This window comes from Aureispira anguillae (genome assembly GCF_026000115.1).
In the GTDB taxonomy this organism is placed as follows: Bacteria; Bacteroidota; Bacteroidia; order Chitinophagales; family Saprospiraceae; genus Aureispira; species Aureispira anguillae.
Genome location: NZ_AP026867.1, coordinates 5,929,559 through 5,954,403 on the forward strand (window position 1 = coordinate 5,929,559; position 24,845 = coordinate 5,954,403).

Sequence of the window (24,845 nt, forward strand, 5' to 3'; positions counted from 1 at the left end):
ATTGTTTCAACTACAAATGGTACCCAATAACTTATTTTACCTTTATAGTTTATTATTTTTTTTCGTAAGTCAGTCTGTACAAGCAGCCGACTCTACGGCAATTATCTATGCCAATGCTTTACAGGCACAAAACAACAGCCAACATCAAAAGGCGATTGAATTGTACGAACAAATATTAGATACAAAGCAAGTTTCGGCTAATCTGTACAACAATTTAGGCTTGGCTTATAATAATAATAAGCAGCTTGGAATGGCCATTGTTCAATTTGAGCGAGCACTAAAGATAGCCCCTAATAACTCAGATGCACAACACAATTTATTGGCCGCTCAACAACGTATTTTAGAAAATTTTAAAGCTCAAGAACCGCTATTTTTTATTCGATGGTGGAACAATACGATTCACTCCCTAAGTTCAACAAGTTGGGCTCTTGTATTCCTAACGTTTATATTCTTGGGAGCAGGGAGTCTTGGAGCATGGAAAATGACACAACAGCAATCTTTGAGAACAATTAGCATAGCCTTACTGTTTTTTGCTATTTTTCCATTAATCTGGGGCTTCCAACAAAAAGATTCTGAAAGCAATCGCTATGCTGCGATCATTGTAAAACAACAAGTAGGATTACGACCAACTCCAGCCTTATCAAGTCAAGAAATAGAATTAATCTTTGAAGGGGTTAAGGTCGTAATTATCGAAGAACAAGAAAGTTGGGTTCATATCCAACTTCCCAATAATTTAATTGGCTGGGTTCCTGCCAAAATGGTAGAGCGCATTTAAAAAATCATTACTGAAATTCCCCTTTTATGCGATTGATAAAAGTAATTTTGTGCTGGATAGCGCCACTCTTCAACTGATAAATAGTCACTCTTTGGGTTTGAAATCAAATCTGTAAACAAGAAAAGCCTATCTGTACAGATAGGCTTTTCTTATCGATTACTTAAAAAGTAATAATTAAGCTAATTTTACTTCTACAGCATTTAGCCCTTTTCTACCTTCTTCAGTTTCGTAATTTACTTTATCGCCTTCACGAATATCGTCGATTAGTCCATTTACATGTACAAATACATCTTTACCTCCATCGTCTGGTGTAATAAATCCGTATCCTTTTGATTCATTGAAGAATTTAACTGTTCCGTTGTTCATCATTAAAAATTTAAAATAAATAAAGCACGAAAGTAACCTTATATATTGATAACTTCTAATTTTAGGAAAAAAAAAAAGCAGTTCTGGGGTATTTAATAAATATTTGGAAATCATTTTTTTATATTTTTTTTTAACTTTGTCCCTTTTTATTCCATTTCAAGATCTTACCGTGCTATTTTTTATTCCATTAAAACAATATTATTCTTATAAAGATCTGTTTTGGTACATTTGCCAAAATTTGACTGGATTATAAATACTATTTATCCATTTTTTTTAGCATATTACTATAACAATAAGAACCAAGTATAAGAAAAGAAACCCATTGTTTGCAAAAAAAAAATTAAAGGACTCTTTTGAGTTCCAACACATAAGATCCCCCTTAAATTAATTTAAGCGGCATACTTACACTCAATTAAGATACAATGTCAGATGGAATAATTGCTGCAGGGCATGAACAAACCGCCCATGCTGCTGCCTTAATATTAAAAGATGGCGGCAACGCCTTTGATGCTGCAATTGCAGCTTTTTTCACTTCCTTTATTAGTGAACCATGTATGAGTTCTCCAGGAGGAGGAGCCTTTGCTAATATATTAACTGCAACAGGGCAATCTGTTTTTTTAGATTGTTTTTGCCAAACTCCTCAAAAGAAACGACCTATTTCGGAAATAGATTTTGGACCTATGGTTGTTAATTTTGGCTCTACGACCGAAACCTTTCATGTTGGAATGGGATCCATTGCTGTGCCTGGCATTATAGCAGGGATTTATTATATACATGAACATTTTGCAACTAGACCCATGTCCGTCTTGGTACAACCTGCCCTAGATATTGCACGAAATGGAGTTGTCATGAATAATTTTCAGTTCTTTGACATTCGGGTTTTAAAAGCAATCATTACCAAAGAAGCAGAAGCTCGCCAAATTTTTTACCCCAAGGGAGAACCCTTACCAGTTGGTAGCATTTTGCGTATGCCTGCAATGGCTGATTATTTAGAATTTTTGATAAAAGAGGGCAAAAGAGAATTTTATGAAGGGGAATTTGCCAAGCAATTAGTTCTTGATAGTCAAAACAAAGGCGGTTTCTTGACCATGGGCGATATGCAGAATTATACGGTTAATGTAACCAAGCCGCTCTCCTTCTCTTATAGAGATCGGACGATTTTAACCAATCCTCTTCCTAGTATTGGCGGGACACTTCTTGGTTTGGTATTACGCAAATTAGAAAAACAATTCCAGAACAACTACCAACCCTTTAGCCCTCAACACGTTCAAACACTCCAACAAATTATAGATGAGGTATTCCGTATTGAACGAACCGTAACGAATTTAGACAAAAAATGGGGCAGCACCTCTCATTTTAATATCGTAGACAAAAAAGGAAATGCCATTAATATTACCATGTCTAATGGTGAAGGTTGTGGCTATATGGTTCCTGGCACCAACATAATGATGAATAATATGCTTGGTGAGGCCGCACTGCTCCCCAACGGTTTTCATTCTTGGACACCCAATACTCGACTGTCTTCAATGATGTCACCTACTATCGTTTTGGATGCACAGAAAAATTTTGAAATTGCAACAGGAACAGGAGGAGCCAGTAGAATACCAGCAGCAATTGCACAGGTATTGCATTATTTAATTGATTTTAAAATGGATTTGCACGAGGCTGTTCATGCGGCTAGATTGCACAACGAACATTTAGAATTAAACCTAGAGCCTGACTTTGTTGGAAAACATCGCTCTCAAGAATTGCTTAAAGTAGTCAATTGGGAGGAACCAGCTATGTTTTTTGGAGGAGTACACACCATCCAACGCAAAGGAAAAAAGCTTTATGCGGCGGCAGATAATCGTAGAGAGGGCTTTGCCTTAGAAGTTTAACGAAGTCTTAAAGGCTTATTCCATATTTTTTACTATTTTTGTAAGTCATACTTTTTTTTGTATGAACGCAGTACCGTGTAATTTAAGGTTTCTTTTGATTTATATTATACACTACTAAGGAGCAATTAACACATGCTCAACAACAACAAAAGACAGCATCTCATTAGTTGCAATACAAATATGGCTAACGAATATTGCACTTGATTTTTTTAGGATGCTACTTAATTATCAAATCTAACAAGTTGGATATAACTTGTGCTAATATATATATGGAATGGGATGTTCGAGCTGTTCGAGTGGTGCTGATGGTACACCTCAAGGTTGTGGAAACAAAGGGGGCTGTTCTTCGGGAAGTTGCAACAAATTAAATTCTTTTGATTGGTTATCTCATATTGAGTTGCCCGACTACGGAAATTACGACTTAGTCGAAGTCAGTTTTAAAAACGGCGCTAGAAAAGAAATTTATAAAAAACCCGAATTTGTCCATATCTCAACGGGAGACATGGTTGCTGTAGAAAGTACGGCTAGTGGTTACGATATAGGTGAAGTGTCTCTTATGGGGGAATTGGTTCTTTTGCAACTAAAAAAACACCGCATAAAAGACAATGCTGTCTTGCCCAATATCTTGCGAATAGCCAATGAACGAGATTTAGAACGTCTAAACAATGCCCGTGAATCTGAACGTGAAGCAATGATTCGTGCTCGTGTTATCGTTCGGGATTTAGGCTTAGAAATGAAAATTGGTGATGTTGAATATCAAGGCGACAAACGCAAGATTACCTTTTATTATACTGCGGATGGGCGAGTTGATTTTCGAGAATTAATTCGAGTATTTGCTAGAGAGTACAAAGTTAAGATCGAAATGCGCCAAATTGGTGCTCGTCAAGAGTCTGCTCGAATTGGGGGGATTGGTTCTTGTGGTCGTGAATTGTGCTGTTCTACTTGGTTGACAAATTTCAAATCTGTTTCAACGGTTGCTGCTCGTTATCAAAATTTAGCCATCAATCAATCTAAACTTTCGGGACAATGTGGACGGTTAAAATGCTGCCTCAATTATGAATTAAATACTTATCTAGAGGTTTTACAGGAGTTTCCCAAAAATGTGAATAGCATAAAAACAAAAAAGGGAAATGCAACGCTAATCAAAACAGATATTTTTAAACGTATCATGTATTTTGCTTATCGTACAGAATTTGGAATTTCAGAAATTCACCAACTTTCAGTTGAGCAAGTAAAAGAGCTTCATGAACAAAACAAAAAAGGTGTTTTACCAGAAGACCTTAAGGATGTCAGCCGACCCAATGATTTTATAGAAGAAAAAGAAGAGATTGGTTTTGTGGATGGTGCTGGAAGTCTAGAACTCAAACAACTAGAAAAGAAAAAGCGTAGCAGAAATCGCAACAAGAATAAAAATAGAAACAAACAAAACCAAAATCAAAACGGAGCTCAAAAACCACATAAAAAAACACCAAAGAGTTCCAATAGAACAAAGCCGACCAATAAAACAGGGAATCAGAACAAAAACACGCATTCAACCAAGCATAAAAAGCCTGCTAATAATTCTAAACAGAAATCTAAGGGCTTACAAAATAAAACAACCAATAAATCAGTTTCTAATAAGCCGCAAGATTCGAACAAAAACAATGTTAAGCAATCTCCTGTAGGCAACAAAAACAATGCTTCCGTTAATAACTCCAAGGCAAAAAGTAAAAATACCTCAAGGAATCGCAATAGGAATAGGAACAGAAGAAAAAATCAATCACCTAAGTCTAATAACAATGCCAATAATAACAAGTCATCTAAAAAGGAATAAGCTCATATTGGGTTGGTTACAATATAGTCTATGGTCTTTTGTCTTGGTTTTATGTTTTTCTTTAGTGAGTTGCAATACTATTTATGATGAAACGGTAACGATAGAAAATAGTCAATGGTCAGATGATACTGCAATTCCTTTTGAATTCGAGATTCAAGATACTTCAAAATACTATGACCTTTTTCTAGAAGTTAATCACAGTATTGATTATCCCTACCAAAACATCTATTGTTGGGTAGAAACCTTTGAGTTAGGGACTTCGATTCGAAAAGACCAATGTTCTCTAGAATTAGCTAATGCTAAAGGGAAATGGCTCGGAGCTTGTAATGCTGAAACTTGCGATCGAAAAATTCCTTTTATTATTAATACAAAATTTAATAATGTAGGGAAATACAAAATCATACTGACCCAAAACACACGCAATGCGATCCTAAAAGATATCAATGGTCTTAGATTGTTAATTACAGAAGCTACCTAAATAGTGAGCCTGTTAAAAGTCTCTATTCTTATTTAGGGACTTTATTTAAGTTTACAAAAAAATCAAGCATTCGAAATTGATTCGATACCTTTGTCCTTTATTGTATCTCTCGGCTATATACAATAGTCGATACTCCCTCCCCTTAAACAAAATAAAATGAGGAAGAAAGGCTTAGACCTACTCAGAGCAATAGCAGTTATTTTAGTCTTGTTTCGGCATAGTAACTTAGACCATAGTAGTCTTAAAGATTTTGGTTGGTTAGGCGTAGATTTATTTTTTGTATTAAGTGGTTTCTTAATTTCAGGATTATTATTCAAGGAATACAAAGCGCACAACAGCATAAACATCAAGCGTTTTTTGATAAGAAGGTCTTTCAAAATATTTCCTCCTTTTTATTTTTTTCTATTGACGACCCTCAGCTTAAACTATTTTTATGGGATTCAGCACGATTGGATTAAAATTGTTTCAGAGCTTTTTTACTTGCAAAGTTATGCTCCTACGATTTGGATTCATACTTGGTCACTTGCTGTAGAAGAACATTTTTACTTGAGCTTTTCGATTATTATGTGTAGTCTCTCTAGAAAAAAATGGGTTCATAAAAAGAAGTACTTTATTGGCAGCTTATTGTTTCTTATTTTATTTAGCTTTTTGATACGATTAGAAGCCTCCTATCCACATCGGTACGATGCTTATTTTAGCTTTCTGAAAACGCATCTTCGAGCAGATGGAATACTAATGGGAGTCCTCTTGTCCTATTTGTATCACTTTACGAATTGGACAAACCATTTGCGTCGAAACAAATCAATAAGCTTATTGATAAGCCTATTATTAATCAGTCCAGGTTTATATTTTAAAGCTGGCAGCTTTTTTATGAACACCCTTGGTTTAACAAGCGTAAATCTAGGTTTTGCAGGGCTTGTTTTTCTTTCATTGGATATCGAACAATATTTAGAGCACAGAATATTTAAATATCTTAAGCTCCCCATCGAATTATTTTGCTTTATTGGCATCAATTCATATTCTATTTATCTGTGGCACATGAATTCAAAAAAAATAATTTATACATCCTTTGATTATAGCCCTAGTGTTTTGTTATTTTTATACCTTCTATTGTCCATCTTTTTAGGCATACTTATGTCTTATTTGATTGAAAAAACATCGCTAAAATTAAGAGATAGTTTGTTTTAAATCGTATATAATAAGCACGATAATCCACTAATTATATAGCATCAAAAATAATTGCGCAGTGAAAATATTACCTAACCTTCATCTTGGTTTTATTCTAATTATTCTATTACTCAACGCTAGTTGCGAACCACCTAAGCCAAACCCTGATCCAATTGACCCTATCACCTCAGAAATTAGTGTTCCTGATTTTAGTGGCGATAGTGCCTATCAATTTGTGCAAAAACAAGTAGATTTTGGTCCACGTATTCCAGAAACTCCAGCGCACAAAGCTTGTTCAGAATGGCTAAAAAGTAAATTAGAATCTTATGGTTGGACCGTTCAATTTCAAGATGCAGAGATTAATGGTTTTGATCGCAAACCAATGAACATAAGAAATATTATTGCCAGTTATAAACCAGAGCACGATGAAAAAGTCTTGCTTTGTGCTCATTGGGATACTCGACGAATGGCAGACCAAGATACGGTTCGTAAAGACGAACCTATACTCGGTGCTGATGATGGAGGAAGCGGTGTTGGAGTTCTTTTAGAATTGGCTCGTGTAGTTAGTGAAAATCCATTAAACGCAGGGGTAGAAATTGTTTTCTTTGATGCAGAAGATCAGGGCGAATCGGGATCACCTAGACCAGCAGAGCAAACTTGGTGCTTGGGAGCTCAATATTGGAGCAGAAACCAACACCCTATGGTTGTCCGTCCTCGTTTTGGAATCTTGTTAGATATGGTCGGTCGCACAGGTGCTCAATTCCCTAAAGAGGGTGTTTCGCTAGATAGAGCTGGGCAAATTGTTAATATTGTTTGGAATCAGGCCTTGAATTTGGGATTAAATGGGCTATTTGTAAAAGAAAAAGACGACGATCTAATTGATGACCATGTTTATGTAAACGACATTGCAGGAATTCCTACCATTGACATTATTAACCGTCCTGTTCTACGCAACCAAGATGGTCTTGTCATTATGAATCAGCAAGAGAATAGACCAGAAAGACATTTTGGCGACCACTGGCATACGCATCGTGATAACATGGATATTATTGATCGCCATACTCTAGGAGCCGTTGGTGAAGTATTACTCCATGTGCTTTATAAGGAAGTAGCAGAGTAAACTAGGTTGGGTATTAGATACAAATAACCATCGATTAGCGTTAAATTTTTCTATTTCATTGCAAACTTTCTTAAGTATTATTAACTTAATAATTCAACCAAAAAACTTGCAGTGTAAATTTAACAAGCATCTAAAAACTTTGTTTGCTTATAATAGTTGGTACTTTTAAGCATAAACACTAATTTGCAGGTTCTAATAAGTTACAAAAAAAACTTATAAGTCAGTTCCTATACAAAGGAAAATTATTATACTGTGTGAAGTTGCCAAAGATAAAACGGAGAAAAGGTAAGCCTTATTTTAACCTTAGCGTATTTCTGGAGCAACTTCTAACTATTAATCTGTTATTTCACCCGATAAAGAAATCGAATAATGAAGATTCCAAGCTTAATTCTTAAACAGTTATACACCTTTAACAGCTTAGAAAACATTGATGGAGGCATCAAATTTACAATCAAAAATCGTTTGAGTGATGCTTCTTTTACGGCACTAAAAGAAGTAAAGATTGAAGGTAAAAATATTCCTCTTGCTTCAATTCAACTGCACCTAGGCAATGGAAATGTCTTGGATCCGACAACTGTCTCTAGTGAAAACCCTATTTTATTTAACTTGAGAGAAACCATTGACATGGTTTGTGCCGTTCCTGCCTTGGAAAATGGAAAACACAAGCTAGAAATCACTTTTACAGCAGAGCCTTTTGGCGATTTAACCTTAGAAGTAGAAGATGGTGTTTCTCAAAAGGACGATTCACGTGTGGTCATTCCTAGAGATAAAAACGATGATTACTCTGAAAGTGCCATTAAAGGGCGTCAAAAGTTTGCCGAAGATTATACTGGAGCAAAATTAGATCACGTTGGTAAATACTCTTTTGATCCGCATACGTTGTCTGGCAATTGTGAGCATTTTACAGGTGTGGCACAAATTCCATTGGGAATTGCAGGACCAATCAAGGTAAATGGTGAATATGCCCAAGGGGAATTTTTAGTTCCAATGGCCACCACAGAAGGAACACTAGTGGCTTCTTATAATCGTGGTATCAAGGTAATGAACTTGTGTGGGGGAGTAAAATGTACCGTTGTGCGTGATGCGATGCAACGAGCTCCTGTTTTTGTATTTGAAGATGCTCGTGCAGCTCGTGATTTTGTAGATTGGACCAAAGAGCATTTTGCTAAAATAGCAGAAGAAGCAGAGGCTACTTCTAGTGTTGCCCGTTTACAATACATTGATCCTTATTTGTCAAACAAGTTTGCGTTTTTAAGATTTAATTATTCAACAGGGGATGCTGCTGGGCAAAATATGGTTGGTAGAGCAACGTTTGCTGCTTGTAGCTGGATTCTAGAGGCTTATACCGAAAATCCAATTAAGCATTTTTATTTAGAATCTAATTTCGCAACCGACAAAAAAGCCTCGCAAGTCAATATCATGCGTACTCGTGGTAAGCGTGTTACTGCTGAGATTGTTCTAAAACGAGATGTATTGATCCAGCATATGCGTGTTGAACCAGAACAATTGGCTTACCATTCAAGTGTATCCAATATTGGTTCTATTTTATCTGGTGCCAATAACAATGGAGCACATTCTGCCAATGCCATTACTGCAATATTTATTGCAACTGGGCAAGATGTTGCCAATGTTTCAGAATCTTCTGCGGCCATCACACATGCTGAAATTACCAAAGAAGGGGATTTATACCTCTCTATTACGATTCCTTCTCTCATTATTGCTACCTATGGGGGAGGAACTGGTTTGGCGACACAAAAAGAATGTTTGGCTATGTTAGATTGCGTTGGGCGTGATAAGGTCAATAAATTGGCTGAAATTATTGCTGGGGTGGTCTTAGCTGGTGAAATTTCATTGGGTTCTGCCATTTCTTCTTCTGACTGGGTATCTAGCCACGAACAGTATGGGCGTAACCGTTAAATAGTATTTGATAATATACTGCCTTATAACACGATAAGCCCTTCCAATAATAATTGGAAGGGCTTATTTTTTAAATCATTACTGTATTATACTAGTCAATGCTTTTTGAATTTGAATTTCATTGGGATTGGTTTGCAAATGGTCTGTTAATATTTTTTTTGCTTTTTGGTGATTAGATATTTTATTTGATTGCACCAATGCTTCAGTGTACATTAGTACAATGGCAACGTTGTCTATATCCCAACAATTAATTGCTAACTCGTCAACAAGACTAAGTTTCTACCCTAAAAATCAATCCTAAATCATAAAGATACTTAACACCTAAAGGATTTAATTTGATAGCTTTGTAAAGGTGCTTTTCAGCACGGTCTATTAATTCTTGCAGTGATACTTCCCCTCATAAAAATGAGCCGTACGTAGTAAAGATTATCTGTTAATGCCTTTTGTAAACGCTCCTTTGCGACATCAAGCAATTCAAGCTGATGGTAAATAATTGTTATTGCTGTTTCCAAAATTGAAAACTTAGTAAAAAATTCTTCGTTCAAATTAATTTTGAGTTTAAATCTAAACTCCTTTCAGTAAATAAAAAGTGTTCTTCACTTTTTGACAATGCAGTACAATTGTGTATTTTTTAGAGGGCAAATTTTTTATATAAAGCTAAAGAACTCGATTAACTTGCCCTCCAAAAAGTAATGCTATTCGGATAATTGAATACAACCTTTCTAGTAAGATTAGCTTTTCGTTTTCAATCACAGGTATAACGCATTATTAAAACGTCATATTATATTTTATTATTTATTAACAAAATTTTAATACTTTTTTAGTTTCCTTTGCAATACTGGCTTCCTACATTGGTATAATTTATATTATTTCTTGTCAGTCTAGGATTAGTTGGGTCTTGAGGAGATTTAGGAGCATCAAAAAAAGCACAACTAGGAATCTCACTAAGAGAAACATCGTGAACATTAACAAAAGGATCTGCCCACATATAAATAGCACCATTTTCACTTCCTGCGTGTTCTATATCAGCATAAGCAATTTCATTACTAGGACTTTGTGTAAAATTAAATTGAATTCCATCCCACGATCCTGCAACGGGATTGGCTCCTCGGAATTTAATTCTATTATTAGCGGTTCCTACTGCCAAAAAAGTAGCCGTATCATCAATCTTAAATCCTGTTTGGGTTTCAAATTCAATTGTTGTCCCTGCGTTAATGGTCAATTTTCCATTCGACCCAACTTCTTGATGCTTAAAAATTCCAAAATCTGAGGAGGTGATCCGATAGGGAATAGACAGCGCTTGCCATATTTTAGAAGTTTTAATTTCACTACCTACTCTCACATGGACGTAAGAATTGGTATTGTTCAAAAAAGTATTGGTAGCATCAACAATATCTACATGGTTACCCCGAATTAAAATGGGAATATTATTATTTTCAAAGGTATTGTTCAACAAACTAGTAAGATCAGCAGAAGTATAATTAGAATTTACCCCATAAGAAGTACTATTTGAAAACCGACAATTTTTAACGCTAACTTTGGCATCTGCATAAATCACAAGGTTGCCTTTGTCATCATTAGAGTTAAAGCTTTCTCCTCCTGCTCCTTGAATATGTACATACTCTAAGTTATTATCAGTCTGATCTGTTTCTATATAAACACCTCTCCAAGCTCCTTCATCACTTACTTCTTCCCCCCTAAATGTAATCATTTCTGTTGCCTCCCCTATCGCTGAAATACTTCCTGTTCCTTTTATGGCTAATCCTGCCCCATCTTTAAAAAGTATTGTTGTTCCTTTTTCAACTGTTAACTTAGTTGTAACGTCATAATAATTAGCAACTGTTGTTGCCTCTACTATATAATCTATGCCATCTCCAGTTGTACAATTATTGGTCAAGACTCTATTGGTTTTAAAATAGGCAGGATCATTAATAACCTCAGCATCGCAAATACAGGGCGTATCACAGGGGAGACCACAAGGAGAAATACAAGTTTCCCTACAAGCTCCAAAAGATAAAATGGTTAGGGGCAGACTTATAAATAAAATTTTCTTAATTATTGATTTCATTGTCAGTTGTTTGGTTTTGAATTGAGAACAAATGTTGTTCTATTCCCTTTTATAAAAAATGTAGTTGTCTTATCGCTTCAAAAGTAGAATAGATTGAATAAGAGTACAACATAATTTTTTACATTTGTGATAAAAACCAACTGCTTATTTAGATCCCAAAAAGTAATACCACAATTGAAAACTATTGAATTAATAACGCTTCTGAGTGCTAAAGAGCTTAAATTGTTTGAAACTCTTGTGATAAAAAAACACAAGCGAGCCTCTCTAATAAAACTCTATTCTTATGTCAAAAAACACAGAAGGATTGAAAAAGAACGGATATTCCCCCATATTTTTGATCAGCCCTATAGTTCTAAAAAGGATGCCCTATTAAGAAATGAACTGCGCTTATTAAATAAGGAATTAGAATTGTTCTTAGTAGAATACGAATGGAAAAAACAGTTGCAACTGAATTCAGACCAAACTCAATTAAGTCTAATCAAAATCTACTTGGCACGAAAGGAGTATAATTTGTTTGAACAACTGTGGAGGAAACTTTACAAAAAGGCTCAAAAAGAACGGTTATATACATTAAAGGTAGAACTCATTACCTTATTTTTTGACTACCGTTTGCAACGTGCAGAAATCGATTTTGATTTATACCAAGAAATAAAACTGCTATTAGAAGAAGCCTTAGTTGCAACCCTTGCACAGATGCAAGAAAATTATAAACAATTAGAGCTAAAGGATGCCTTTATTCAGCGCAATTTGTATGCCTTGAGCGGTCAAACCTATCATTATCAACGTATTCCTAGTTATTACCATACCACCCAAGCAATCGAAAATGATGCTGTCATTCTATATCTAGAGTACAGTATTCAAAGTTATTTTTCGGAAGGGTATGAAAAAATTAAATTGCTGCAAACCGCTATTGCTCAATCCGACAGCTTGAGTGAACACGCCAAATATCAATCTTTAGTCACCAGCCCAATAATGCTCAAAACTTCTATTGGCTTAGAATACTTTTTATTAAAAGAATATCAAAAAGCAGATGAAATTTATACACAAGTATTAGCACAAGAGCAACTCATTCCTGCTCAAAAAAAACCAGGGGTATATTTTAATTATGTTTCCAATCTAATTGCATTAGGAGCCTATCAAAGAGCCATTGAATGGTATGAGTCAAGTAGTGATGATTGGAAAAAAATTCCTCAAATTACCTATAGAATACAATACCGACTCTGCTGGGCTTATATCATGCAAAAGGAATTTCAAAAGCCACTTGACTTGCTTCTCGAACATAATATTCAACAACGCCCTGAAAATGATTTTATTTATGCTAGGCTTTTACTAACCATCATTTATCATTCGAATCATCAAAAGGAATTAGCTGAACGAGAAGTTTATAACTTAATGCAAAATAATCGCTATAAAACCCCTAATGAGATTTTTTATGCGGACTACTCTAAACTATTGTATCAACACATTCAGGCTACTAATATCTTAGATAAGAAAAAACGCAATACCAAATTACAACAGATTCAAAATACATTAGATTCTATTTATTACAGCAATGCAAATACCATTTCTACGATGTTTTATGAATGGTTAACTCAACAGAATGAGCAGACTAAACTTTAAAAACTGTTAAATCATTCCTTTTTTTGGTTTTAGATCAATAAATCTATTTTTGTTTGCTTAAATTTGATCTCATTAATCATTAATACTCCGTAGACAATCAACCTAGTTTTTATATAAATCTGTGGAGGTGTTTACTTAGTCAAAAATCAACTTTTAAGATGAACCATATTCTGCGTTTGTGTACAACTCTTGTCTTTTTTTTCTTCGTCTTTACTTCTTGTGAAACAGATCCTTGTGAAAATATTTCTTGCGACAAGGGTGTCTGTGATGCCGTTTCGGGCAAATGTATTTGTTCTCGTGGCTATCAAGCTGATGACAACGGAATTTGTACCATCTTATGGACGGCTAAATTTGCTAATTCTTATGCCGTTTCCGATAGCTGTACAGGCCCTAATGCAGGAACTCATCATTACAATTCGACCATTACAGCTATTGATGCAGAAAACCTTAGTTTGTCCAACTTTGGGAATACAGGCCGCTCTATTCCTGCCAAACATACCAATTCCACCTCATTTGAAATCAATTTAAGCAGCCATGACACCATTTTTTCTGGGACAGGTTCTCTTGTTGATACGACACTCATTGTCAATTATATGATTCATGATACGACCAATCATCGTATTGATACCTGTACTGCTACATTTAATCCATTATAATTATTTTCGTTCTTTGACAAATCGTGTGGTAAACACTAAAAAAGGGTAAGCTTTTAACTACTTTTTAGTAGAAAGTTATAGGTCGTATGTCCTGTATTTACAGGAACTAAGCATACAACTTACGACCTATAACTTATAACAAAAGTAGTAATAAGCAGGCAAGGTAGTTTACGATTCCACACCATTTGTCAAAGAACCATTATTTTTAGACTTCCTACTTTTTGCTGAATTAATTCGATTTACAATAAAGCTAATCCTTAAACCTTTACCATGAAACAACTAAGTATAGCTCTAATTATCATTGGTTTAATGAATAATCTAGTGGCACAAAAGCCATCTCCAATACCAGAAACAAGAGAAGTTGTATTAAATAAAGCAGACACCATACAAAAAATCCGTATTTTTATTGCCAATCCCAACATCCGAATTAATGCACATAAATACTATGCTTGGTATCAAAAACAAGTCGTATTGCATACACAAGGGGCTTGGTCTGGAAAATTACTACAGGGCAAATACGAAGCATTCTATCCCAACCACAATCTATTGGAACAAGGAACTTATGAGCAAGGGTGCAAAATTGGAGCTTGGAAAACTTGGCATCTCAATGGCACTCTAAAACAGCAACAACATTGGACCAATGGTTTACTGCATGGCGCTTTTGAACGTTATGATGCCAGTGGGAAATTAGTAGAAAAAGGCCGTTATAAAAAAGGAAAATTGCATGGAAAATTGTCCAAATTCGTAGACGATAAAGCAACTACTGAAAAATACAGAAACGGTCAATTGATTATTAAGCCACCGAAGAAGGAGAAAAAAGAAAAAGAGCGCAAGAAAAAAAAGGAGACTCTAAACAAAGAAACCTCCTCTAAGAAGAAGAAAAAGCCTCGTAAAAAGCAAACAAAAGGTAAAAAAACAACCTCTAAACCAATCCAATAACTGTCTTTATTAGTTGCGTTTTTTTAAGAAGGTTTTATATTGATTTTCATAACTCAATTGAATAGAGTCTTGATAAATTTTCTCTACTTGAACCTTTTGGAAACTGTTCCCTACTCTAGCCACAGGGTAAAAACGATTGTTAATTTTTATCAAAGCAATCGTATCGGATTCCATAACCTGAAAGCCCTGATAAACAATCGTCGGAAAAGGCTTTGGAGGAGGCGTTTTTGCAGTAGGGATTGTTTTTTTCACCACTTTTGCTGGCTGTCTTGGGCGGCTATTCATCCTTCCTCCATTAGCAACCGTTGAACCATTCCTTTGGGACAATTTAAAATGTTTTCCTAAAAATGGATCTTTATAGTCTAATAATAAGGTATAGCTATCTTCCTGCTGCCTGTCCTCCAATACAAGAGGAGCATCAAATTTAGGAGGAACAAAATCATCTTCGGTTCCATATACCGCTTGATAAATTTTATAGAAAACCAAGCCCCACACCACCAAGACCATAACCCCCAAAATATAGGGAGCATATTTATTATCTTTCATCCATTAATTGATTGTAAATTGCCATAAATTGGAAATCGTACTTTGTACGCCATTGTTTCCTACTGACTTCACTTGCCAATAATACGTTCCTGCACCACGCCCTATTGTATCTGAAGAACTAAAGGTATAAGTAGGGCTGCTTAATTCAAGACGTTGGTAAGGAGTTGCAGTCGTATTAAAATACAAAAACAAGCTATCCTTTGCAACATGAGAAGCGGTCTGCCAACTCATATTTAGCGGCAAGGTTGATGTGCTATTATTGGCTGGAGCAGCATGAATGGGTTGCATGTCTATCTTAAATTGCTGAACAGTGCTATAGGCAGTGGTATCAATTCCTGCTCGTAGAGCCCTTATTCGATAATAAAATGTTCCCAACCCTAGTTCACGAATTAAATAAGTATAATCTTGTTGTACAGTTGTATCCGTTCGGACGGTCTGGCTATTAAACGAAGGATGAGTAGCTACTTGTAGTTGGTATTGATTGGCTAAGCCCAAAGCAATCCACCAAAAAGCAACAGAATCTTTTGTATAAACAGTATTTGCTGTTGGGGCAATTAGATGAACAATTTGGTTCGCTAAGGTCGTATCCTGTACAACTTCCAAATCATAGGTATAAAATCCTGTTTCGCTCGAATTGTTGAGTCCAATGACCCTCCATTGATATTCCTTAGGGCTTAATCCGATGGTAAGACTGGTTCCTGTCACTAACGTATCTAGTACATAATCTTCTATAAAATCAAATCGCTTAGAAACAATCTGAAAACGATACTGGCTAACATCAGGTAAGCTATCCCATACAAAGGTCTGTGTTTGAGTATAAGTAGTATATCCATCGGGAGGAGATAACATATCGACCTTCTTCTTGGTCAAATCTTCTTCAAAAATTAAGTTACAACTGCCAATAGTAAGCAATAAGGTGCTTAATAAGATCCAATATTTCATGCTGTTTAGTTTAAATGATTGGTAGTTTTAGAAGATTGATGCTGAATATTTTGCAAATAAATAGTTCCTATCAATTCTTTTTTTCGACTTTGGTAATTCTTGGTCAACTCAAACTCCGCAGAGACCACTCTACCCAATTGCTCTTTTTGTTCTAAGGTATAAAGCAACTCTACCATAGGAATAAAGGTTCCTTCTACTCGGATGGCATTCTGTAAAATTACCATATCCTCTTGTTGATAAACAGTAGGTTCGGACATTCCTTTAATCCCTAGCTTATTTTCTTGACAAAACCCAGTCACCTTTTGGAACAAGTTATTGGGGGTAAAATGTTGGTTGTTTTGTTCCTTTGATAATTGATTCAATTGATGTTGATAAGTCTCTATGTCTTTCCATGCTTGTGCGGCATTCGATAAACGTTGCTCCAATTGAGTAGTCGTTCTATAAGCGGTCCAAGTCTTACCAAATGCCAAAAAGTAGGCCAGTACAACAAAGAGTACAATTCCTCCTAATAAGGCTTGATATTTTTGTTTATAATTCATTTTCCTTTTGGTTCTTTTAATACGTTTAGAAGCCGATAGAAGTCGTCATTTTAAATAGAGGCAAATACATAGCGACCAAAATTACGGCAACAATTCCTCCTAAAAAAACAATCAATATAGGCTCTATCAAGCTTCCGATAATAGCCGTTTGTTGATCGACTTCCTCTGTATATTGAGCAGCTAACCGTTCAAACATCACATCTAGTTTTCCCGATTCTTCGCCTACTTTAATCAAGGCCAAAGCCTGAGGAGGATAAAACTTAAATTCTGCCAATACTTCATGCAATTGTGCGCCCTGAAAAACTTGTTGTTCCGTATAAGCTAAAGAACTGCTAACAGGATAAAAGTTAATCATCTGCTTTACTAATTTTAGCGCATTGAGCAAGGGCACCCCTGAACCCAATAAAAGTGCCATTGCTTGGCAAAATCTAGACAAATAAACTTTTTGTATAATCCCTCCAAACAAAGGAATATGCAGCATAATCCAGCCCATTGCTTGACGAAACCAAATTTTTTTTCGCTGACTGTAAGCCCCTGCAATAAAAACAAGTGTTCCCAAAAATAAATAAGGCATCAAATGCCCAATCCAATCGGACAAATTTACAACCATTTGCGTTAAAGTAGGCAACTCTTGCTTAAAACGACCATAAATTCCGCTAAACATAGGCACCAAATAACGCAGTAAAAACAAAACGGCTAACAGGGAAAAAGAGAGTACAAAAACAGGATAGGCCAAGGCTCCTGTCAACTGTCGCTGATAACTTAGAGTTTTTTCAAAGAAAGAAGATAGGTCTTTTAAGATAAAGCTCAGACGTCCTGTTTCTTCTCCTATTTGTACGCTGTATTGCTCATAAATAGAAAATTTGTCCAAAGCCTCCATGCTTTCAGAAAGTGACTTTCCAGAAACGACGGCCTCTTTTAGTGCAACAACCAATTCTTGATCTTGTTTCTTTTTAAAGCTCTGTTCAATCAGTTCTAAAGAAGCCTGTATATCCAAGCCTGAACTCAATAAGGTCTCTAATTGTCCATACAAAATCAATTTCTTTTTGATTCCAAACTTAGGCTCAAAAAGCTGTATATCTTGATTCATAAAACCCCATATAGAGCTACTCTTCGAAGCCGTAGCAACAGATTTTGTCTGTTTTTTTTGTGGTAATTGAATACTCATTTTTTATTGCTCAATATTGGTTTCCAATAGGGTTTTGTTATCGTACAGTTTTGTAATTATCAACTCAAAAGGTTGTCCAAAAAATTGGCTTTCCAATGCTATTTTGTCCACTCTACCCAATTCTACAGGTTGCTGCTGCCATGCATAATTAATGTTTATAGTTGGCAAGGCAAAGGAATCTATATGAATAGAAGTATGCAGAATACTTCGGCATATTCTTAGTGGGTCAAATTGATAGGCTATTTCATAGCTGCCATAATCAAAAAATAGTTTTTTGCCTTCTGCCCAAATCGATTTTGCTCGATAGGCATCTTGCTTTAATAAAGCTCCTAACTGCTCCATTTCCAATACCTCCTTATGCGCTCTTTCTTGGTGCTTTCCCTGCTGTTGCATTATATCAATGACCAACATTGCCATGGTAAAAATTATTCCTGACAACAGCAATACAACAATTAGTTCTACGATGGTAAAAGCAGCTAGTTTTGTTTTCATAAGTACTATTTTATAGGACTTTCCTATAAAAATATTTACACAAAATTGTTTTCTGATGATCAAGTATTATCAAATCGGTTAATTTTCAAATTAACGCCAAAAGGGTATAATTAAAACAGTGATTTTGAGCGGTTTTATTTTTATAGGAAAACCCTTGATTCGATCCATTGAGCAGTACGACTACCACTGAATGAATGCTTTTTTATCCCCTACTCCTTTACTACCTTAATGCTTGCAATGCCTTCTTCGGTCTCCAAACTCAAAAAGTACAGTCCACTCGCTCCTTCCAAATCGATGTTGACTTCCTCCATCCCTGTATAGTTTTTAGTCATTACCAATTGCCCCATTGCATTGCGCAATTGTAGCCTTATGTTGTTGTATTTTTTTCCTAGATCTACCCATATATTTTTAGTAGTTGGATTCGGAAAAACTTCTACAGCCTCTAAATTTTCTTGAACCGCTCTAGTAGACAAAACAGGGCAAGCAGTACTAAAGCTTGCAATAGCATCTACATTTGTCCAATGGTTCGTAGAATAAGTAGAATCGTCAACTTCTATACAACTTAGGTTAGGGTTATTTCTTGCATCAAATACAACCAACTGGCTATTAGTTCCATTCTTAACATTCAGACTTACCAATTGATTATCAGTACAAATTAACCAATACAAATTTGCATTATTACTTAAATCTAAGCTGTTTAATGAATTGTTATTACAGCGCAATTCCCCCAAAGCTATATTATTTCCTACATTCAAACTACTTAATTGATTATTTGAGCAATTGAATACCGCCAAAGCAGCATTATTACTCACGTCCAAATATCCCAACTGGTTGTTCGTACAGTCTAATATATACAACAATGTATTGCTGCTTAAATCTAAATCGCTGAATAAATTATTGCCACAAATTAGTGTGTATAAGACCAAATTATTGCTTAAATCTAAGCTATCCAATAGATTATTACTACAATACAAAGACACCAAAGCGGTGTTATGGCTCAGCTCTAAATTACTCAACTGGTTGTTACTACAATCTAATAAATACAAAGCAGTATTGCCAACCAAACTCAAATTACCTAACTGGTTGTCAGAACAATACAACTTTTCCAAAGCGGTATTACTACCCAAATCTAAGCTACTCAATTGATTGCTATAACAATGCAATTCGGTCAAGCTCGTGAATGCCTCTATGCCAATAAGACTTGTAATGTTTCTGCTATTAACATTAATAATTCCACTATAGGTCTGCGCTTCAGACACCTGTATTTCGCCATCGCCATTGGTATCAATGATATTAATATTATAGCCTAGAATGTTATAACCATGAGCGAGTAAGGCATTTTTAAAATTAGCATCAGGAATGTTAACATTTTGTGCATAAATAAGTACTCCCCAGCATAGGGAAAAAATAGTCAGTAATAATTTCATGTTCATTGGTTTTAGTTTTTGAAGTTATTTAAATAAATATTAGTCTTCTGTTACAATCAAGTGTTCTTGTTCTGCCACTAAATCTTGTTTAGGGCTAAATGCTTTTAAAGAAACTTGATAAACTTCTTTTTGTTGAAAAATCGCTTGATAGCCCTTATAAGGACTTACTTTTTTTTGAATCAAAAAGCCATCTTTTGTTATTTCCTCGTCCAAATAACGCTTTGTTTGTTGGCATTCTAGCCAAACAGTATGCAACGTATTTTTGGCTTTGGTTCTCAATGGGAAAGCATCGCCCTGTAGAATCGACCAATAAATGGTCATTCCTGCGGTAAAACTAATCATAATGACAATCAAGGCCATCATGGATTCTACAATGCTAAACGCTTCTAATTTCATTCAATATATTTTAAAATATGCTTGTTGCTAGACTCTCCCAAAATCAAGGGCGCTAAATAATACGCTGGTAACTGTTTTCTATTTATAATCGCATCCAACAAGTAGTTTTCATAAACGGCTGCGGGAGTTTGCAACAAAAATTCATCGCAGAATACACTTCCATAAACGCCCCCTTTATGTTGCAATAAACCATTGACCCAAACTTGTCCCTTCACTAGAGCGTTCTGTTCAATTGTAATTTTTGTTTTATAGGTATTGTACTGAAAACTTGGTGCGATGACAATCCCCGTCACTTCGCTTCCTTCCTCTATGGTCAAACTGGGCGAAAAAGTGGTTCGCTCTTGATAAGGCAATAAACCCAAAACAGAAGGATAATGGAGCCTTACATTGGCTTCAACCCTCAAACTATCCCAAGCAAAGGCTTGAAAATGACCTTGAACTCCTGACTCAATTGTAATTTCTGGTGCCAAAATTAATACATCTTCCAAAATAGCAGAAGCACCAATTACAACCTTTTGAGTTCCTACAACAAGGACATTTCCTTTTAATACCCCATGATGTATATCCCACTGATCTTCTACCAAAACTCGGGTAGGCTGGTGAAATGGTTGAACAATAGAATCTCCTTCCACCAAAAAATTAGTGGTTACGTTTTTTAGCGCATCCAATTGCTCAAAACGAGCTTTTAAATGCAAGTTGCTCACCCGTTTTACAATCTCTTTCTTACCAAAAATCAATTTTTCACGAAAATACGGCTTACCACTTACACGGTGAATAAAACCACGTTCAACCCCTTCTCTTGGCAAAAAAGCATCTCCTACAATATGTGTGTTTCCACAAACATACAAAGGCTCTGTGCCCTCCGACAGCGTCAAGGCATAAGCGGGGGGCTGTTTTCCTACAAAAAAAGATTGAACAATGCTATCCTTTCGATTTCCTTGCCCCAACCAACTCTGTACAGAAACAACATCCAACAAGCCCCAAGGTCGCTGCTCAATACGAACGCTATCGCTCTGTTGCCCAAATAAATCAATTGTTATGGGGGCGATGCTATCTTGTTGCGCTCCCAAAGCCAACGCCACTCCTGATTCGCAATTATAAATTAGCCGTTCTTTTTGTTGATAATGCCCCAATAAAATATGTTGGTGATAACTACTCAACAACATTGCGCTACTTATCAACGCCACAAAAAGGGAAACAATAATCGCATAAAATAGAGCTCGTGCAGGTAATTTATTAGTCATGATTCAAGGTAATTTCCAACTCAAAGATTCCCTGTCCATTTTCGCCATTCTGATAACTTAGATTATGAATAGAAGCCACCCAATCTAGCTCTTCTAATGCTCGTTTCCAATTGTTGTAAAAAACACTAGCCTTGCATTGTCCCTCTATTCTAATTGTCTGTCTGTCATATCTAGGCAACTCTTCTTCACTTGTATAACGTTCCTCTTTAATCACTGGAAACAGAACCAACTTTGTCAACTGCAACGTACTGGGTAATGTTGCCGCCAACTGATCGGCATAAAAAGAAGATTTAGAGCGTCCCAAAGACAGTTGATCGCCTAACAACGCTTTTTTGCTTTGATATTTTTCAGCCAAACTATCCCGCTGATTGAGTAAGTTTTGCTGCTGCGTAGTCTCTATTTTTAACTGTTGCTGTTTGGTATTATAATGTTCAAACAATAGATAATTGACCAACAAGGCAAAAAAGAAGGTACCTAAAGCAAGTAAGAGCGTATAATGGAATAGTTTTTTATAATAAAAAGCCTCCTTTTTTATCTGAACTTCCTCTATGGTAAGCCCTTGAATTGTGGGCTGTGTAAGGGCTAAAAAAGCCATGGAAAGTGCCAATAAATTTTCTTCCTCTACCCGATCATCTCCCACAACAAAAGAGGTTGAAGGCATAGCTGCCTGCTTACTAAAACTGCAAATGTGCTGTTCCTCTATCTGTAATAATTCTTGTGCCGTTTGTATTTGACTAACATAGGCAGGCAATATGGGCAATATTTCTTCGATCCAAAACGGTCCAATAAATACATTAACCACCCAAAGCCCAGCAGCATCAAAATCTTTGAGCAACTCCAATACCTTATCTTTTCGGATGACACTAACAAAGGTTTGTTGTTGCACCTCTATTTGTTGTACTTGAAAATCAGTAGCTTTAGCCGATGGAAAAACAGCCGACAAGGCTTCTTCTTCTGTGGTAGGTTTATAGTCAAGTGCTCGATTTAGAATACCTTTGATATTAAGCCCTAAAAAGATAGGCATATCATCTTCTAAATATTCTTTTAATGCTGACAAAGCAGTAATCCCTTGCTTTTGCTGGATAATTTTTGCGCTATTTTTTTCTTTTTTTAGCACACAGAGGTGATAATAGAGCTGCCCTTCTCTTTGCACACATTCAATGCCTGCAAATACCTCCCTTTCATAAATCCATTCTTGTAATTTGGCTTGCATGCTAATAAACAATGGTTGGTTTAATAAAGATAATCAACTCACTATTCTTATTGCTATTTCTTCTATTTCCGAATAAATTTAGAATAGGAACTCTAGCCATCAACGGCAATCCTCGACCTGTCTTGCTCTTGTTTTTACTTTCCAAGCCCCCCAAGGCAATCATATCCCCATTTTTAACTCTTATTTGAGAATCAAACTTTCGGGTCGTTTGAGCGGGCGGAGCATTGAGTTGGAGTTCGCCTAAAAAAGCAGATTGTTGCATATCAATTTCTAAGGTAATCTGCTCATCTCCCGATACATAAGGTGTTACATTAATGGTAAAATCAGCTTGAACTGATTTGTAATTAACATCTTGTTGGGTTACGGTTCCCTGTACTCCTTGCACAGTTGTTCTAGACTCTAAATAATAGCGTGTTTCGCCAATGTTAAAATTGGCTTCATGGCTATTTAAGGTTGCTAATTGGGGTCTAGAATGGGTCTTTACTAACCCAACCTCTTCAATGGCTTTTAGCGAAAGATAAAAGTTTGGCAAAACTGCGCCCAAATTTACAATCCCTTGTCCCCCTCCTAACATTGACAAAAGTTTGTTTACAGAAGTTGCTCCCAATTGAAAGTCAAAGCCAGGAGACAAACCAATTCGCTCTTGTTCTACTGGTTTATCGCCTATTCCCATCTGTAGTCCTGTCTCCGTCAATCGATTTCGTTGAACATCCATTATAATCAGTTCAATCATAACAACAGGAACAAGCTTATCAATGCCTCGAAGAAACTCTTCGACTTCCTGAATATCAGGCGCAGAACCGCTAAGAATAACAGAGTTCAATTCTAAAAAAGGAAAAATATCCACCTTTTCCGATATTTTTTTAGGGATCACTTTTTCAATTTCCTTAGCCGAACGATATTGCAATTGGATGGTTTTGGTTTGGCGCAAGCCTTCCATATCTCGATCTCCAATCAAGTAAATTTCATTGTCTATTTTGTAGGTTAAATTGGTTCCCTTCAGAATATAATTTAGAAACTCTTCATAGGTAATGTCTTCTAATTTTAGACTAATTCCTCCAGCCCCTGTTGTTGCATTATTGCCTCTATTTCTATTATTTCTATTCACTTGAGAAGGGTTGGTTGCAGCTCTTAGCCCTCCCTTTTGTCCACCAAAAAGGAAGTAATCTTTTCCCATTTTGATGGATGCCCCTTTAAGAATTTGCCCAAATGGAACATTAAGGGCTGTAATATCCATTCGATATTCATTGTTGATCGAATCAAAGGTAGTGGTTAATTCCAAATTTTCAATGGCTTCATAATTAACCCCTGCGCCTATTTCCATTTTTTTCTTTTGCACTTTTTCCTCTATTTCCTCCTTAGGAACTTCTGCATTCGTTCTCAAAAAGAAAGCCCCTTCAGGGGTCTCTGTTAGGTATAAGTCATTGCTTTTTGCCAATAACTTTAATGCTTCATCAACAGGCGTTTTATCCACAAAACCATTGACCTTTTGCTGTTGTGCCTTAGGACTCACAATAATATTGGTTCCACTCTGCTGCGTTATTTTTCTAGTAACATTGGCAAGTGTATCATTCTTGAGATCCAAACTCAAGGTCGTATTGTATTTGTTGTAATAAACCCCTATTTCTTTTAAGGTTGGAGCCAGAACAGGCGCTTGGTAAGGTACCACAGAAATAATTGATCCTATAAATTTAAGGTCTAGATCATACTGCTGGCAAAAATAAATGAGTAGTTCTTTTATTTTTATTTTGGTAAAATTACTCACCACATTTTGCTGGATACTAGGATCTATTGTGATGTTAATTTTTGTCTGTTGCGCAATAGAAGTAACGATTTCCTGCACAGAACCTAAGGCTGAAATATCAATTTTCCGATTGAGGTTTTTGTGCTCGACAGAAAAAGATTCTAAAGATTCTGTTAGCTTATCAATTCGGCTAAATTGCGCTTGGCATAATTCAGCCATCAAAAGAAAGAAAATTATGCCCCAATATCGTATTTTCATGTTTTTAGATTGAATTGGTTTAGGTTAATCAAACACAAAAATAGGATATTTTTCGTCAAGAGAAGTTAAGCCTTTCTTAA

Annotated in this window: 22 protein-coding genes; 10 read left to right on the forward strand and 12 right to left on the reverse strand. The window is 35.9% G+C overall.

The features are described from left to right. The first annotated feature begins 1 nt into the window (after nucleotide 1). Entirely contained in the window at nucleotides 2-775 is a 774-nt protein-coding gene (locus AsAng_RS23295) for an SH3 domain-containing protein (RefSeq protein WP_264789505.1), read from the forward strand. 174 nt (nucleotides 776-949) lie between these two features. Here AsAng_RS23295 and AsAng_RS23300 read toward each other — a convergent pair whose 3' ends face one another. Beyond that, on the reverse strand, nucleotides 950-1,141 hold the full coding sequence (locus AsAng_RS23300; protein WP_052598101.1) for a cold-shock protein: 192 nt from the start codon (nucleotides 1,139-1,141) through the stop codon (nucleotides 950-952). A 422-nt stretch (nucleotides 1,142-1,563) separates the two neighbouring features. Here AsAng_RS23300 and AsAng_RS23305 point away from each other — a divergent pair, with 422 nt between their 5' ends. The 6 genes from AsAng_RS23305 to AsAng_RS23330 all read left to right on the forward strand — a co-directional run bounded on the left by AsAng_RS23305 (nucleotide 1,564) and on the right by AsAng_RS23330 (nucleotide 9,513). Continuing rightward, nucleotides 1,564-3,018, forward strand: a complete 1,455-nt coding sequence (locus AsAng_RS23305; RefSeq protein ID WP_264789506.1) for a gamma-glutamyltransferase — start codon at nucleotides 1,564-1,566, stop codon at nucleotides 3,016-3,018. A 274-nt stretch (nucleotides 3,019-3,292) separates the two neighbouring features. Next, nucleotides 3,293-4,831, forward strand: coding sequence for a PSP1 domain-containing protein (locus AsAng_RS23310; RefSeq protein WP_264789507.1), 1,539 nt, complete (start codon nucleotides 3,293-3,295; stop codon nucleotides 4,829-4,831). Then, complete coding sequence (locus tag AsAng_RS23315) at nucleotides 4,797-5,309, forward strand: gliding motility lipoprotein GldH (RefSeq protein WP_264789508.1); 513 nt, start codon at nucleotides 4,797-4,799, stop codon at nucleotides 5,307-5,309. Before AsAng_RS23310 ends, AsAng_RS23315 begins: the two co-directional genes overlap by 35 nt. Nucleotides 5,310-5,465: 156 nt before the next feature. Further along, nucleotides 5,466-6,497: an acyltransferase family protein gene (locus AsAng_RS23320; RefSeq protein WP_264789509.1), complete on the forward strand. Its 1,032-nt coding sequence runs from the start codon at nucleotides 5,466-5,468 to the stop codon at nucleotides 6,495-6,497. Between the two features lie 58 nt (nucleotides 6,498-6,555). After that, nucleotides 6,556-7,596 carry a M28 family peptidase gene (locus AsAng_RS23325; RefSeq protein WP_264789510.1) on the forward strand — a complete coding sequence of 347 codons (1,041 nt, stop codon included), beginning with the start codon at nucleotides 6,556-6,558 and terminating at the stop codon, nucleotides 7,594-7,596. 369 nt (nucleotides 7,597-7,965) lie between these two features. Beyond that, complete coding sequence (locus AsAng_RS23330) at nucleotides 7,966-9,513, forward strand: hydroxymethylglutaryl-CoA reductase (protein ID WP_264789511.1); 1,548 nt, start codon at nucleotides 7,966-7,968, stop codon at nucleotides 9,511-9,513. 820 nt (nucleotides 9,514-10,333) lie between these two features. On the opposite strand, the gene AsAng_RS23335 is transcribed toward AsAng_RS23330, so the two are convergent. Further along, entirely contained in the window at nucleotides 10,334-11,581 is a 1,248-nt protein-coding gene (locus AsAng_RS23335) for a hypothetical protein (RefSeq protein WP_264789512.1), read from the reverse strand. A 237-nt stretch (nucleotides 11,582-11,818) separates the two neighbouring features. Here AsAng_RS23335 and AsAng_RS23340 point away from each other — a divergent pair, with 237 nt between their 5' ends. The 3 genes from AsAng_RS23340 (at nucleotide 11,819) to AsAng_RS23350 (ending at nucleotide 14,796) form a co-directional block, all read left to right on the forward strand. Continuing rightward, nucleotides 11,819-13,201 carry a hypothetical protein gene (locus AsAng_RS23340; RefSeq protein ID WP_264789513.1) on the forward strand — a complete coding sequence of 461 codons (1,383 nt, stop codon included), beginning with the start codon at nucleotides 11,819-11,821 and terminating at the stop codon, nucleotides 13,199-13,201. Nucleotides 13,202-13,359: 158 nt separating this feature from the next. After that, nucleotides 13,360-13,857 carry a hypothetical protein gene (locus AsAng_RS23345; RefSeq protein ID WP_264789514.1) on the forward strand — a complete coding sequence of 166 codons (498 nt, stop codon included), beginning with the start codon at nucleotides 13,360-13,362 and terminating at the stop codon, nucleotides 13,855-13,857. A gap of 270 nt (nucleotides 13,858-14,127) precedes the next feature. After that, complete coding sequence (locus tag AsAng_RS23350) at nucleotides 14,128-14,796, forward strand: toxin-antitoxin system YwqK family antitoxin (RefSeq protein ID WP_264789515.1); 669 nt, start codon at nucleotides 14,128-14,130, stop codon at nucleotides 14,794-14,796. A gap of 9 nt (nucleotides 14,797-14,805) precedes the next feature. Here the strand turns inward: AsAng_RS23350 and AsAng_RS23355 are convergent, their stop codons facing one another. From AsAng_RS23355 to AsAng_RS23400, 10 genes are all read right to left on the reverse strand, one after another. After that, nucleotides 14,806-15,342 (reverse strand): hypothetical protein, encoded by a 537-nt coding sequence (locus tag AsAng_RS23355; protein ID WP_264789516.1) that lies wholly within the window; start codon nucleotides 15,340-15,342, stop codon nucleotides 14,806-14,808. A gap of 3 nt (nucleotides 15,343-15,345) precedes the next feature. After that, nucleotides 15,346-16,284, reverse strand: a complete 939-nt coding sequence (locus AsAng_RS23360) for a peptidoglycan-binding protein (protein ID WP_264789517.1) — start codon at nucleotides 16,282-16,284, stop codon at nucleotides 15,346-15,348. A 5-nt stretch (nucleotides 16,285-16,289) separates the two neighbouring features. Further along, on the reverse strand, nucleotides 16,290-16,823 hold the full coding sequence (locus AsAng_RS23365; RefSeq protein WP_264789518.1) for a hypothetical protein: 534 nt from the start codon (nucleotides 16,821-16,823) through the stop codon (nucleotides 16,290-16,292). Between the two features lie 25 nt (nucleotides 16,824-16,848). Beyond that, a complete protein-coding gene (locus tag AsAng_RS23370) occupies nucleotides 16,849-17,991 on the reverse strand; it encodes a type II secretion system F family protein (RefSeq protein ID WP_264789519.1) in 1,143 nt (380 codons plus the stop codon). A 3-nt stretch (nucleotides 17,992-17,994) separates the two neighbouring features. Continuing rightward, nucleotides 17,995-18,483, reverse strand: coding sequence for a PulJ/GspJ family protein (locus AsAng_RS23375; RefSeq protein WP_264789520.1), 489 nt, complete (start codon nucleotides 18,481-18,483; stop codon nucleotides 17,995-17,997). 209 nt (nucleotides 18,484-18,692) lie between these two features. Next, nucleotides 18,693-19,910 carry a T9SS type A sorting domain-containing protein gene (locus tag AsAng_RS23380; protein ID WP_264789521.1) on the reverse strand — a complete coding sequence of 406 codons (1,218 nt, stop codon included), beginning with the start codon at nucleotides 19,908-19,910 and terminating at the stop codon, nucleotides 18,693-18,695. Nucleotides 19,911-19,949: 39 nt separating this feature from the next. Next, complete coding sequence (locus AsAng_RS23385; protein ID WP_264789522.1) at nucleotides 19,950-20,306, reverse strand: hypothetical protein; 357 nt, start codon at nucleotides 20,304-20,306, stop codon at nucleotides 19,950-19,952. Further along, the gene (locus tag AsAng_RS23390) at nucleotides 20,303-21,550 is read right to left on the reverse strand and encodes a hypothetical protein (protein WP_264789523.1); all 1,248 of its coding nucleotides are present in this window, start codon (nucleotides 21,548-21,550) and stop codon (nucleotides 20,303-20,305) included. The genes AsAng_RS23385 and AsAng_RS23390 overlap by 4 nt, the downstream gene beginning before the upstream one ends. Next, nucleotides 21,543-22,763, reverse strand: a complete 1,221-nt coding sequence (locus AsAng_RS23395) for a hypothetical protein (RefSeq protein WP_264789524.1) — start codon at nucleotides 22,761-22,763, stop codon at nucleotides 21,543-21,545. Before AsAng_RS23395 ends, AsAng_RS23390 begins: the two co-directional genes overlap by 8 nt. Nucleotide 22,764: 1 nt before the next feature. Then, nucleotides 22,765-24,765, reverse strand: a complete 2,001-nt coding sequence (locus tag AsAng_RS23400) for a type II secretory pathway, component PulD (protein ID WP_264789525.1) — start codon at nucleotides 24,763-24,765, stop codon at nucleotides 22,765-22,767. Nucleotides 24,766-24,845: the final 80 nt, after the last annotated feature.